The organism is Pseudarthrobacter sp. 05T312, assembly GCF_056396685.1.
Genome location: NZ_JBFTLY010000011.1, coordinates 32,964 through 46,276 on the forward strand (window position 1 = coordinate 32,964; position 13,313 = coordinate 46,276).

Annotated in this window: 11 protein-coding genes; 9 read left to right on the forward strand and 2 right to left on the reverse strand. The window is 67.6% G+C overall.

Annotated features, from left to right (window positions below; translation table 11 throughout):
* The first annotated feature begins 90 nt into the window (after positions 1–90).
* The 3 genes from sucB to AC1DIP_RS14435 all read left to right on the forward strand — a co-directional run bounded on the left by sucB (position 91) and on the right by AC1DIP_RS14435 (position 2,917).
* A complete protein-coding gene (gene sucB, locus AC1DIP_RS14425; RefSeq protein WP_477734141.1) occupies positions 91–1,854 on the forward strand; it encodes a 2-oxoglutarate dehydrogenase, E2 component, dihydrolipoamide succinyltransferase in 1,764 nt (587 codons plus the stop codon).
* A 147-nt stretch (positions 1,855–2,001) separates the two neighbouring features.
* On the forward strand, positions 2,002–2,355 hold the full coding sequence (locus AC1DIP_RS14430; protein ID WP_141160817.1) for a hypothetical protein: 354 nt from the start codon (positions 2,002–2,004) through the stop codon (positions 2,353–2,355).
* A gap of 133 nt (positions 2,356–2,488) precedes the next feature.
* Positions 2,489–2,917, forward strand: a complete 429-nt coding sequence (locus AC1DIP_RS14435) for an OsmC family protein (RefSeq protein WP_018761077.1) — start codon at positions 2,489–2,491, stop codon at positions 2,915–2,917.
* A gap of 81 nt (positions 2,918–2,998) precedes the next feature.
* Here the strand turns inward: AC1DIP_RS14435 and AC1DIP_RS14440 are convergent, their stop codons facing one another.
* Entirely contained in the window at positions 2,999–6,493 is a 3,495-nt protein-coding gene (locus tag AC1DIP_RS14440) for a S41 family peptidase (RefSeq protein ID WP_477734142.1), read from the reverse strand.
* Between the two features lie 73 nt (positions 6,494–6,566).
* On the opposite strand from AC1DIP_RS14440, the gene AC1DIP_RS14445 reads away from it, so the two are divergent.
* The gene (locus AC1DIP_RS14445; protein ID WP_477734143.1) at positions 6,567–7,478 is read left to right on the forward strand and encodes a TIGR01777 family oxidoreductase; all 912 of its coding nucleotides are present in this window, start codon (positions 6,567–6,569) and stop codon (positions 7,476–7,478) included.
* Between the two features lie 61 nt (positions 7,479–7,539).
* Here AC1DIP_RS14445 and AC1DIP_RS14450 read toward each other — a convergent pair whose 3' ends face one another.
* Positions 7,540–9,150 (reverse strand): protein kinase domain-containing protein, encoded by a 1,611-nt coding sequence (locus tag AC1DIP_RS14450; protein WP_476210566.1) that lies wholly within the window; start codon positions 9,148–9,150, stop codon positions 7,540–7,542.
* A 128-nt stretch (positions 9,151–9,278) separates the two neighbouring features.
* Here AC1DIP_RS14450 and lipB point away from each other — a divergent pair, with 128 nt between their 5' ends.
* The 5 genes from lipB (at position 9,279) to AC1DIP_RS14475 (ending at position 13,290) form a co-directional block, all read left to right on the forward strand.
* On the forward strand, positions 9,279–9,956 hold the full coding sequence (lipB, locus tag AC1DIP_RS14455) for a lipoyl(octanoyl) transferase LipB (protein ID WP_263422201.1): 678 nt from the start codon (positions 9,279–9,281) through the stop codon (positions 9,954–9,956).
* Positions 9,953–10,972, forward strand: coding sequence for a lipoyl synthase (gene lipA / locus AC1DIP_RS14460; protein ID WP_476210565.1), 1,020 nt, complete (start codon positions 9,953–9,955; stop codon positions 10,970–10,972). Before lipB ends, lipA begins: the two co-directional genes overlap by 4 nt.
* Positions 10,973–11,060: 88 nt before the next feature.
* A complete protein-coding gene (locus tag AC1DIP_RS14465) occupies positions 11,061–11,813 on the forward strand; it encodes a DUF4191 domain-containing protein (RefSeq protein WP_141181254.1) in 753 nt (250 codons plus the stop codon).
* Between the two features lie 123 nt (positions 11,814–11,936).
* The gene (locus AC1DIP_RS14470; protein ID WP_476210564.1) at positions 11,937–12,287 is read left to right on the forward strand and encodes a DUF3817 domain-containing protein; all 351 of its coding nucleotides are present in this window, start codon (positions 11,937–11,939) and stop codon (positions 12,285–12,287) included.
* 19 nt (positions 12,288–12,306) lie between these two features.
* Entirely contained in the window at positions 12,307–13,290 is a 984-nt protein-coding gene (locus AC1DIP_RS14475) for a DMT family transporter (RefSeq protein ID WP_477734144.1), read from the forward strand.
* Positions 13,291–13,313 lie beyond the last annotated feature (23 nt).

Here is a 13,313-nt window from a genome sequence, read left to right on the forward strand (position 1 = left end):
GTGCACCCGGTCGCGCAGACCGGGTGCACTAGGCTTCCAACAAGGCAGCAATCATTCGCACTAAAGATCAATAAGGAGAACGGGGACGACATGTCTGAATCCGTTAACTTGCCCGCCCTCGGTGAGAGTGTCACCGAAGGAACCGTCACCCGCTGGCTCAAGCAGGTAGGTGACCGGGTAGAGGTGGACGAGCCGCTGCTCGAAGTCTCCACCGACAAAGTAGACACTGAAATCCCCTCTCCCGTAGCTGGCGTGATTGAAGAAATCCTGGTCGCTGAAGACGAGACCGCCGAGGTCGGCGCACCGCTGGTGCGCATCGGCGACGGCTCCGGCGGCGGATCCGCCCCGGCCGAAGAAGCTCCCGCTGCCGCTCCGGCGCAGGAGGCTCCGGCCCAGGAAGCACCTGCACAGGAAGCACCCGCTGAAGCAGCACTCGCTGAAGCAGCACCCGCCCAGGAAGCGCCCGCCCAGGAAGCTCCGGCTGCCGGCGGCGAAAGCCACGAAGTAACGCTCCCCGCCCTGGGTGAGAGCGTCACCGAAGGCACCGTCACCCGCTGGCTCAAGGCCGTGGGCGACTCCGTCGAGGTCGACGAGCCCCTGCTCGAGGTCTCCACTGACAAGGTGGACACCGAGATCCCCTCCCCGGTTGCCGGCACGCTGCAGGAAATCCGGGTCAACGAGGACGAGACCGCCGAGGTCGGTTCCGTGCTGGCCGTAATCGGCTCGGGCGCCCCCGCTGCCGCTGCTCCGCAGGCTGCACCCGCAGCTCCCCAGCAGGAAGCCCCGAAGCAGGAAGCCCCCAAGCAGGAAGCACCGAAGCAGGAAGCTCCCGCTCCGGCGGCAGCACCGGCACCTGCCGCAGCTCCGGCGCCCGCCCCACAGGCTGCCCCGGCGGCCCAGGAAGCCGCTCCGGCCGCAGGCTCGGAATCCGGCTACGTCACTCCCCTGGTCCGCAAGCTGGCCAACCAGCACGGCGTGGACATCTCCTCACTGTCCGGCACCGGTGTTGGCGGCCGCATCCGCAAGCAGGATGTCATGGCCGCCGCTGAAGCCAAGGCTGCCCCGGCAGCGGCTCCGGCCGCAGCCCCTGCTGCTTCCGCCCCCGCCGCGTCGGGTGCGGAAGCCTCGTCGCTGCGCGGAACCACCCAGAAGGCTCCCCGCATCCGCCAGGTCATTGCCCGCCGCATGCGCGAGTCCCTCGAGGTCTCCACCCAGCTCACCCAGGTGCACGAAGTGGACATGACCAAGGTCGCCAAGCTGCGCGCCCGCGCCAAGAACTCGTTCCAGGCCCAGAACGGCGTCAAGCTGACCTTCCTGCCGTTCATCGCCAAGGCAGTGGCCGAGGCCCTCAAGCAGCACCCCAAGCTCAACGCTGCGTACGACGAGGACAAGCAGGAAATCACCTACCACAACGCCGAGCACCTGGCGATCGCCGTCGACACCGACAAGGGCCTGCTGGTTCCGGTCATCGCCGACGCCGGCAACCTGAACCTCGCCGGACTGGCTGGCAAGATTGCCGACGTTGCCTCCCGCACCCGCGATGGCAAGATCGGTCCGGATGAACTGTCCGGCGGCACGTTCAGCATCACCAACATCGGTTCTGTCGGCGCACTGTTCGATACCCCGATCATCAACCAGCCGCAGGTTGGCATCCTGGGCACTGGCGCGATCGTCAAGCGTGCCGTTGTGATTGCCGACGAAAACGGTGACGACTCGATCGCCATCCGCTCCATGATGTACCTGTCCCTGACGTACGACCACCGCCTGGTGGACGGCGCGGACGCGGGCCGGTTCCTCCAGACCCTGAAGGCACGCCTCGAAGAAGGCGCCTTCGAAGCGGACCTGGGGCTGTAACAGCCAGCCACGAACGACGGCGGCGGGTGCCAACGGTGGGATAACCACCGGCGGCGCGCGCCGCCGTCGTTGTTTAACGGGCTCCGGGCACGGCTGGCCAGCGTGGCTTTGCTACAGGCGGTAGAAGTGACTGGCTAAGCTGGAGCCATGACTATCCTCTTTAACATCCTGGTTTTCCTGCACGTAGTGGGCGCGGCCATGATCGTGGGCTATTGGATCGCCACGATGCGGACCCCTACCGTGCACCCGCGCCAACGTGACGGTGCCTTCCTGCAGCTTCTTACCGGCATCGCCATGATGGGCATCCTTCCGTTCCTGCCGGACAAGGACCCCAACTACGCCAAGCTGGGCATCAAGTTCGTCATCGCCATCGTGGTTGCCGTCCTGGCCATTATCGGCACCCGCAAGGTCAAGAAGGGTGAACCGGTCTCCACCGGCCTCGCGCACGGTGTAGGCGGCCTGGCCCTGGTCAACATCGCCATCGCCACCATCTGGCAGTAAACCCAAGCCGGGAGCCGGTCATAATCCTCTGAGAGCGGACAATCCGTGCACGGCAGGGGCTGGATCCCTAGGATGGGAAACGGTGGGCCGGCCATGCCGCCGGACCCGGACCGAATCGACGTTGAGGAGAGACATGGCTACAACACGCAACGCCCACACCGTATGGACCGGAAGCCTGACCGAGGGCTCGGGCAACACCACCCTGGACAGCTCCGGCCTGGGCACCTTCGATGTCACCTGGAAGGCGCGCACGGAGGCTGCCGGCGGAAAGACCAGCCCGGAAGAGCTGATCGCAGCCGCCCACTCGGCCTGCTTCTCCATGGCGTTCAGCCACGAACTCAGCCAGGCGGGCTTCACGCCGGAAGAGGTCAACACCAAGTCGGAGGTTGGTTTCCAGCCCGGAACCGGCATCACCGGCAGCCACCTGACCCTCAACGCCCGCATCCCCGGCATCTCGGAAGAAGACTTCCAGCGCATTGCCGAGGCCGCCAAGAAGGGCTGCCCGGTGTCCCAGGCCCTGGCCGGCATCGAAATCACCCTCGACGCCACGCTGCAGGCCTAGGCCGCACGGCCCCGCACAACGCCAAAGGCCCTGCCCTTCCGGGATTCCGGAAGGGCAGGGCCTTTGTTGTTGCCGGTGAGGTCAGCCGTCGTGCCGGCGGGCCGGCAGCGGAGCAGGCAACAGTTTCCGGTAGCCCGAGCGGGCCGGAGGCCGGTCAGTGGGCAGTTCCTGGATCATTTCCTTCAGCGCACCGATGCCATACTCCAGCTGGGGATCCCGTCCGGCAGCGTAGGCGTGCGGCGGGTAGGTCACCTCGATGTCCGGATCAACGCCGTAGTTTTCCACGCTCCAGCCCACGCCGCCGCTGAACCAGTTGGCGTAGCGGGGCTGGGTGACGCCAGTGCCGTCCGCCAGCGTGAAGCGGTTGTCGATTCCAACAACACCGCCCCAGGTGCGCGTTCCGATCACCGGGCCGATGCCGCGCAATTTCGACACCTGGGTGATGATGTCGCCGTCGGACCCGGCAAATTCGTCCGCAAGGATGATCACGGGCCCCCTCGGCGCGTGGTGCGGGTAGGTGCGTGGCTTCTCCCCGCGCGGCATGCTCCATCCCGTCACCTTGCGGCCGATGAGTTCAGCGACAAGCTGCGAGGTGTGTCCCCCACGGTTGCGGCGCACGTCGACGATCAGTCCATCGAACGCAGTTTCCGTGTCCAGGTCCCGGTGCAGCTGGGCCCAGCCGTTGGCCATCATGTCCGGAATGTGCAGGTAGCCGAAGGTTCCGTTCGACGCCTCACGGACCGTCCGCCGGTTGCCCGCCACCCATTCCTGGTACCGCAGGCGTTCCTCATCCTTGACCGGCACGACGGCGACCCTCCGCTGGGTGCCCTCAGCGCCGCCGTGTCCGGGGCCGTTGAGGAGGGTGAGCTCCACGGCGCGGCCGGCGGCCCCCACCAGCTGCATGGCAGGGGTGGTGTTTTCGGACAACGGGACGCCGTCGACGGCCAGCAGGACGTCCCCCGCCTTGGCGCCGACCCCCGGCCTGGTCAGGGGCGACGTCGCGAGCGGGTCAGAGGACTCGCCCGCCAGGATGCGGGTGATCTCCCAGCCGCGGGCGGTGTGCACGAGGTCGGCGCCGAGCCTGCCCTGTCCGCGGCTGCCGCGTTCGGTGACGGCCGCGGGGCGCACATAGGCGTGGGAAGTTCCCAGTTCGCCGTGCAGTTCCCACAGGAGGTCCACGAGGTCATCATGGGAGCCGAGCCGTTCCACCAGGGGACGGTACCGGGCGTGGATGGAGTCCCAATCCTGCCCGGCCATGTCCTCGGCCCAGAAGAAGTCGCGCTGCAGGCGCCAGGCCTCGTCGAATGCCTGTCCCCAGACGCTCAGCGGGTCCAGCAGGACGCGGATCCGGCCCAGGTCCACCTTGACCAGCTTGCCGGATTCCTCGTCCGCCTTCGCGTCGGACGGAGCAACGGTCACCTGCTTGTCGGCGACGACCACCACTTTGCTGCGGTCTCCCGAGAGCCGGTAGCTGTCCACGGCATCCACCAGGGTGGCCTGCTTGCGCCGGGCGATGTCATACCGGACCAGGCTGGGACGGGCGTCCTTGTCCTCCTGGCTGGCCTTCCCGTCGCCGGTCACGCCCGCCAGGACGGAGTCGAGCCAGAGGAGCGCGCCGTCAACGGCCTTCAACGCGCTGTAGTTGCCCTGCGGCACGGGAACGCCGATCACGCGGTGGGCAAGGCCCTCGGGATCGACAGTGACGGCGGGCACTGCGCCGTCCCCGGCACCGTCAGCGGCTTCTGCCTCCGTTCCGGCGTCCGGCTCCCCGCCCGCGGGATCAACCGAAGGGCCAAAGGGCGACGGCGTCCCGGCCGCAAGCGCCACCAGGTACGGCTTGATGGGGCTGGGGAAGGACAGGTCGAACGAGTGCCCGTCGTACACGGGGTCGAAGCTGCGGTTTGACAGGAAGGCAAGGAATTTCCCGTCCGGGGTGAAGGCCGGGGAGGCGTCGCGGAAGCGGCCGTCGGTAACCTCCACTGGTTCCGCGTCGAGCCGGTCCACGGTAGCCAGGCGCAGCCGGCTGCGCGAGCCGAAGGAGGTGACGGGCTCGGACCAGACCAGCCAGCGGGAATCCGCCGACCACCCAAGCTCGGCGATGCTGCCCTCCCCGATGCTGGCTACCTGGGTGAGGTCTCCGGTGCGGGTGTCCACCACGAAGACATCACCAAAGGAGGTCCCGAGGGCAACCCAGCGGCCGTCGGGGCTCGGCTCCAGCGAACTGGCGCGGGACGGCGTGGGCACGGTGACACCCGCGTCCGCCGCGGGAACCTGGGATTCGGTGCCGGGGGCGTCGGCCTGGGGCGCCACGTCCGCCTGCTGCTCGTCATCGGTGGACACGTGGGCCGTTGTTGCCGCCGGCACTTTGGCTCCGGACGCCGGGACAGGCTGGGGCAGGCTGACCGCCTCAGTGTCCTCCCCGACCGGTGATGCCCCGGCCGGGGCATCAGGGGCCTGGCTGCCCGGCTTTCCGGCGGTGTGCGGAACGGGTGCGGCGATGTCCTTGATATGCAGCGCTTCCACGCCGCCGTGGTCGGCGATGTAGGCAATGCGTCCGTCTCCCAGCGGCCTGGGCAACCGGCCGCGGACGCCCGGGGTGGCCTCGATGATGCGCGACGGGCCGTCTTTGTGCCGCAGCCAGTGGATGGTGCCGTGGGATTCGACGGCGCTGGCGGCGCCCGCCACATCAGGCGCCACCGCACCGAGGTGCTTGACGGCGTCGAGCAGTGCGGGGCGCCTCGTCTGGCTGGCGGACCCGAGGCTGATGTCCAGCTTTACCGCATCCGAGCCAAGGTCGTGGAGGACCCAGAGTTCGCCGGCCGATTCAAAGATGACCCGCTTGCCGTCGGTGGCTGCGTGCCGGACATAGAAGTCCTGGTGGTCGGTGTGCCTGCGCAGGTCCTTTCCGCTGGGGAGGACCGAGTACAGGTTGCCGTAGCCCTCATGGTCGGACAGGAAGGCGATGCGGCCGTCCACCCAGAGGGGGTCGGTGAGGTTGCCGTCAAGGTCCGGCAGGAGGCGTTCGAATTCGCCGTTGCCGTCGCGGTCGATCCACAGCTTCCCGGCGGTTCCACCCCGGTACCGCTTCCACCATGCAGGTTCGCGGGAGAGCACACTGGCCAGGACCACGGGCCGTTCATCGCCAACTTCGGGGCCGAAGGCAACGGCCTCCACGGGTCCATAGGGGAGCTCCTGGGCCCAGCCGCCGTCAAGCGGGACGCTGTAGGCGTGGGTGTGCCGGCTTTCGGCCTGGCGGAACGCGCTGGTGACCACCACGGATCCGCCAGTGGTGAATCCCTTGACCTTGGTGGTGCTATGGCCGAAATAGGTGAGCTGCCGGTACCCGCCGCCGTCCACCTGTGCGGACACTACCTCCGGCGCCGTTCCCTGGACTACGGTCCACACCAGGCGCTTGCCGTCAGGGGTAAAACGCGGGTTGCGGGCAGGGAGCTGGAGCGAGGAGACACGCCAGGCGCGTCCGCCGTCCAGGGGCGCGATCCACACGTCGTCCTCGGCCACGAAAGTGACCAGATCACCGTGCAGATGCGGGAAACGGAAGTAGCTGGAAGAGGTCATCGTTCGATCATAGCCATCCCCTCCCCCGCCCCGCGGGAGATACACAACCCGTGCTGCCGTGGTGAGATGGACCATGCATATCGTCATGGCCGGCGCCTCCGGGCTCATCGGTACCTCCACGTCCGCGGCCTTCCGCAGTGCCGGCCACTCGGTGTTGACACTGGTCCGCAGGCCCCCTGCCAGTGCCAGCGAAGTCCGCTGGGATCCGGCGGCCGGGGTCCTGGATCCCGGGGTGCTGTCCGGCGCGGACGCTGTGGTCAATCTTTCCGGCGCCGGCATCGGTGACCGGCCGTGGACACGGCACCGCGTGGAGGAACTGTTCAGTTCCCGGCTGGGACCCACCAGGACCCTGGTGCAGGCTATGGCACGGGCCGACACTCCACCGGCAGCCTTCATCAGCCAGTCCGGTTCGGGCTACTACGGTGACGCGGGCAATACCGTCCTGCGGGAAGACGCGGCGGCCGGCGAGGGGACACTCTCGCAAATCTGCATTGAGTGGGAGCAGGCCGCGCTGATGGCCCCGGCGGGCGTGCGGGTGGTGACGCCGCGGACCGGCGTGGTGTTCAGCCAGTCCGGCGGGGCGCTGGGCAAGCTGCTCCCGCTGCTGCGCCTGGGGGTGGGCGGCCCATTTGGCAACGGCAGGCAGTTCTGGCCCTGGGTGACGCTTCCCGATGTATCGGCCGCGTTCCTGTTCCTGCTGGCCTCCCCGGTGTCCGGGCCGGTCAACGTGGCCGCCCCTGAACAGGCAGATGTGAATACCATCGTGGCGGCCCTGGCCAAGGCCCTGCACCGGCCCGCGTTGCTGCGGGTCCCCGCCCCCGTGCTGCGGACCGTGATGCCCGGCCTGGGTGAGGAACTCCTGCTGCACAGCCAGCGGATGGAACCGGCCGTCCTGGCAGCTGCCGGGTTCCAGTGGCAGTACGGGCATCTGGCAGATGCAGCCCGCTGGGTGGCGGAAAAGTCCGGTGCGGCCCCGCAGGACTAGGCAGTGAGCCAACCGGCAATGCTGTAAGCCAGGGGCTCCCGAGCTATTCACTGGTGGCTGTTCACCGGCCGGGCAGGATGTCGCTGACCCGCCACCGGCCCTCCACGGACTCCAGGACCAGCCGCAGCGGCTGCGGCGGGCTCGCGGGCCCGGTGGCCAGGACGGTGTCGTCCGGGTCCACCACCTGGTAAGCGGAGGTAGTGGAGACGGCCCGCACCACCGCGTGCTCGCCGGTTGCCCCGTCCTCGACAGCCAACCCTGACAGCGTGGTGCTGAATCCGGCGAGCCGCCGGCCGGCGGCAACCTGGCCGGAGATCCTCTGGTCAGCTGCGGCGGCAGCCGACCCGGGGGCGTTTACGTCCGCCAACAGTTCCATTCCCCCGCTGCTGAAGGCGTAGTCGCGAACCGCTGCCAGCCCTTGTGCGGCTATTACTGGATCCGCTGCCCCTGCCTGCTCCCGCGCCGCGTCCAGGGGCCCGGCCGCCCGGTCCCCGCCGCCTGTTGCGGCCGGGGAGGCAGCTTGCGGGACCGGAGCGTGCGCAGGGTTCCCGGGCCACATGCCGTGCCCGGCGGACGCTGACAGCCACCACAGCACGGCTGCAGCCGCGGCAACGAGCGGCAGCACGGACCGCCTCAGAAGCCGCAGCACTTGGCCACCGGCCGGTCCCTCCGCGTGCTTTCCCCTGGCCGTCGCGGTTGTAGTTGTTGCCGCTCCCGGCCGCGCGGACCACCGGGAGGCCACCGCCCGGCGGCGAAGCCCCTGGATTTTGTCCCGGAGTCCGCTGCCCCGAGACGCCGGGGGAACGTGGCGGCGGGTCAGCAGCTCCGGCAGGACGCTGGGGTGGACAGCGCCGGAGAGGTCCACGGGTTGCGGTTCGGCACTGCGGTAGACGGCCGTGGCCAGCCCCAGCGCGTCAGGTCGCAGCCTGCGCTCGTCGTTCAGTCCTGCTTCCAGGGCGGCCACCAGGTCTTTGGGAACGCCGGGGACCAGCAGGGACAGCGGAGGCCGGTCGGCGGTCCGTCCCGGCGCATCACCCGTCAGGCAATACCAGCCCAGGGCTGCCACCGAGTACACGTCGCGTTCCGGCTGGAGGCCGGCGCGGACGGCGTCCACCGGGGACGGATCCACGAATCCGTCGGTTCCTGTGGCCCCGGTACGGCCGGGATCGCCCAGCATCCGGGCGATCCCCAGGTCCGACAGCATCGGTTTTCCCTGCCCGGTGAACAGCACGTTTCCGGGCGAGACGTCAGAATGCGTGAAGCCTTTGCCGTGCAGGTACGCCAAGGCCTGGGCGATCGGCGTCAATACTGTGACCGTCTCCCCCACGCTGAGCCTGCCGCGGGCGGACACCAACTGGGCCAGGGAACCGCCGGCAGCATAATCCATGGTCAGAGCCGTACCATTGCCCGGCTCCCTCCCCTGCACCGCGTCGTGGGCCCGGATCAGGTGCTGGTGGTCCAGGACTGACAGGATGCGGATCTCCCGTCGCACCTCCTCCTCGGTGATGCCCGGGCTGCTGCGCGTCCCCCTCCCGGCCGCCCGGAAGCACTTCAGGGCGTATTCCTGTCCCGTCCGTTGTTCCCTGGCCAGCCACACGTCCGCGCTGCCGCCGCGGCCCAGCAGCCTGCCGACGTCGTAGCCGGGTACGTCGGGTGCCTGTACATCGTCCATGGTCCATGTCTAGCCGAGTTCCGTCCGCCCTGCAGAAGTTATCCACAGCCTTTGGCGTCCGCGGTCACAAAGAGTGCAGCCGGTGAGCTTGGACACTAAACCGGGTCGGTACGGCTGCGGGGTCTAAGCTGGATGCCATGACTCTTGAGTTTTCACAGCTGGGTCTTGCCCCCGACTTCGTTGATTACATGGAAGGCTGGGATGCCCAGCGCGAACTCCATGACAAAGTTGTCGCCGGAAGTGCGCCCAGCACAGTCCTTCTTTTGGAGCACGCCGCTGTCTATACGGCCGGCAAGCTTACCGAGGACCACGAGCGGCCCTTTGACGGTACGCCGGTGGTCGCGGTGGACCGCGGCGGGAAACTTACGTGGCACGGCCCCGGCCAGCTGGTTGCCTACCCCATCCTGAAGCTGAAGAACCGCTCCGGGATCAGGGACTATGTGGAGCGGCTGGAAGAGATCATGATCACCGTCATGGCGGACTACGGCATCAAGGCTGAACGCATCAAAGGCCGCGCGGGTGTATGGATCAAGGCCGATTCCAAGGGCCCCGACCGCAAGATTGCGGCTATCGGCATCCGCGTCCTGAACGGCGTCACCATGCACGGCGTCGCCATCAACTGCAGCAATGATCTGGCGCCCTACGGCCAGATCATCGCCTGCGGCATCACCGACGCCGGAGTGACCACCATGTCCCTTGAAACGGGCAGGGAGATCCATCCCGCGGACATCGCGGAGCGGTTCGTGGAGGAATTCCGCAAGCATGAAGAAGCATTGGTTTCGAGCCCTGAAGGAGCTCTACTGTGACATTGGCACCTGAAGGCCGGAAGATGCTGCGGATCGAGCAGCGCAACGCTGCGGTCCCGGTGGAGCGCAAGCCGGAATGGATCAAGGCCAAGGTCCAGATGGGCCCGGAGTTCGTCGGGCTGAAGAACCTGGTCAAAAAAGAAGGCCTGCACACCGTCTGCGAAGAAGCYGGCTGCCCCAACATCTTCGAATGCTGGGAAGACAAGGAAGCGACCTTCCTGATCGGCGGCTCCGAATGCACCCGCCGCTGCGACTTCTGCCAGATCGACACCGGCAAACCCTCCCCCGTGGACAGGTTCGAACCCACCAAGGTGGCCCGCTCCGTMCARTCCATGCAGCTGCGCTACGCCACCGTCACCGGCGTGGCCCGCGACGACCTCGAAGACGAAGGCGTCTGGCTCTACGCCGAAACCGTCCGCAAAATCCACGAACTGAACCCCGGCACCGGCGTCGAACTGCTCATCCCCGACTTCTCCGGCAACCCCGACCACATCAAGGCGATCTGCGACTCCGCCCCCGAAGTCTTCGCCCACAACGTCGAAACCGTCCCCCGGATCTTCAARMGGATCCGCCCCGCGTTCCGCTACGAACGCTCCCTGGACGTCATCACCCAGGGCCGGAACCTGGGCATGGTCACCAAATCCAACCTCATCCTGGGCATGGGCGAAACCCGCGAAGAAATCAGCGAAGCCCTCCGCGACCTCCACCAGGCCGGCTGCGACCTGATCACCATCACCCAGTACCTCCGCCCCTCCGAACGGCACCTGCCCGTGGACCGCTGGGTCAAACCCCAGGAATTCGTGGACCTCCAGCACGAAGCCGAAGACATCGGCTTCCTCGGCGTCATGTCCGGACCCCTGGTCCGCTCCTCCTACCGCGCCGGCCGCCTCTGGGCCACCGCCATGCGCAAAAAAGGCCGCGACATCCCCGCCGAACTCGCCCACATCGCAGAAGGCATCCAGGACTCCGGCACCACCCGCCAGGAAGCCAGCACCCTCCTCGCTGCGAACTCGTGACATCTCCTTTGTGAAGTGGCAGAGGGCCGGGCACTGGAAGAATCCAGCGTCCGGCCCTTTGGTTTAAGTCACGTAGAATTGAGGCACTATGGCGAAATCCCCTGACTCCAGCAACTCCACCCCGGCGGGCTCCAGCGCGGTGAAGCGCGGCCTGTTCACGCGCAAGCCCAAGGAAGCGAAGGCCAAGAAGCCCAGCAGGCTCAAGCAGATCGGCGAGGTCTTCACCATGACCCGCCGCCACGATCCCATGGTTCCGTGGCTGATGCTTTTGGTGTTCCTCGGCGTGGTGGCCGTGAGCTTCCTGGTGGGTTTCTGGCTGGACAACTGGATCACGGGCCTGATCATCGGTATCCCGCTCGGCCTGCTGGCCGCTACGTTCATCCTGTCCCGCCGGGCCGAGCGTGCTGCGTTCGCGCAGATCGAAAACCAGCCCGGCGCTTCGGGCGCTGCCCTGGGGACGCTCCGCCGCGGCTGGATTACGGAAGACCAGCCCGTTGCCGTTAACCCGCGCACGCAGGATGCCGTGTTCCGTGCCGTAGGCCGTCCCGGCGTCGTCCTTGTCAGCGAAGGCCCCACCCACCGGGTGAAGCCGCTGCTCGATGCCGAGCGCAAGCGCCTTGCCCGCATCCTCCCCAACGTTCCGGTCCACACCATCCAGACGGGCCGCGGCGAAGGCCAGGTGCCGCTGAGCCAGGTGGCCAAGCAGATGGGCAAGATGAAGAACGAACTGACCAAGCTCGAAGTGAGCACGGTCTCCAAGCGCATCGCGTCCATGGGCACCAGGCTCCCCATCCCCAAGGGCATCGACCCGTACAAGGCCCGTCCCAACCGCGGACGCTAGCTGGTAAGACGCCCCGGTACCGGCACTGCCGGTACCGGGGCGTTTTTCTTTGCGCCTTCCTCGCCGCGCGCAGGCGTCCGCCTCCTGCGGCACCGTTCATCGCACCCACGACAGGACAAGACCATGCCCCTCAGGACAACGACGATCCGAGCCTTCCGCATCCTCGCCGTGGCCGAGGCCTGCAGTTGGGCAGCACTCCTGGCCGGCATGTACTTCAAGTGGATTGCTGGTACCACGGAACTCGGCGTCCAGGTGGCGGGCCCAATCCACGGCGCCCTCTTCATCGGCTACGGGGTTGCCGCGCTCATGCTGTGGCGCGTGCAGCGCTGGCCGTTCCGGGTGGCCGCGCTGGCCGGGTTCTCGGCAATTTTCCCATTCGCCACCCTGTTGTTCGAACGCTGGGCCGGACGCCGCGGGTACCTTACGGCTGCCGGCGCAACGGACGCCCCTGCCCTCGAGTCCAGCCGCGCCTAGCGGACACAGGGACGCCGCTGTGGAATCCGCTGAGCAGAAACTGAAGGCACAGCCGTCTGGCCCAGCGGAGATGCAGGCCGCCGGTCCTCCGCGGCACAAGCGCACAGTGGCCGTCTTCTCCCTGCTGGGAGCAACGCTGTTCTGGGCCGGCAATTATGTTGTGGGTGCGGGCGCCGTCCACAGCATCGACCCCCTCAGCCTGGTCTTCCTGCGGTGGGCGATTGCGCTGGTGCCGCTGCTGCTGATTGCCCAGTTTGTTGAGCGGCCATCCTGGCGGGCGGTTCTGGCTGCGTGGCCGTGGCTGCTGGCGCTCAGCGTGTGCGGGCTGCTTGGCTACAACCTCCTCCTGTACTTCGCCCTGGACCATACCGATGCGTTCAATGCCTCACTGATCAACGCCTTCAACCCGGCTCTCATCACGCTGGCGGCAGCGGTGTTCCTGCGCGAACGGCTCACGCCCCTGGCGGTGGCCGGCGTCGTGGTGGCGCTGGCGGGCGTCCTCATTGTCATCAGTGGAGGGGACATCGGCAGGCTGGCAACTGCCGGTTTTGGCACCGGGGAAGTATTGATGGCGGGTGCAGTGGTGGTGTGGACGGCCTACACGGTCGTGGGCCGCCTGGCACCGAAGGTCCCGCCAATTACGGCTACGGCGGTCCAGGCAGCCGTGGCTGTGGCCCTGTTGGCGCCCGTCCACCTCGCCAGCGGCGGCCCGGCCCTCCCCGCAACGGGCAGTGCATTGGCGTCCTTGCTCTTCATCGCGATTTTTCCGTCGGTACTGTCCTACGTGCTGTGGAACCGCGCACTGACGGTCCTGCCGGCGGGAGGTGCAGGCGTGTTCCTCAACCTGATCACCGTTTTCACCGCCGTCCTGACCATGCTCGCCGGATACGTCCACACGGCTGCACAGTTTGTGGGTGGCGCCGTCGTGGTTTGCGGTGTGGTCCTCACGAACGCTCCGGCCTTCCGTCGCCAGAATCACGGGACGCAACTGCCCCGCGGCTAGAACGCCGATGCCTGCCGGCGGGT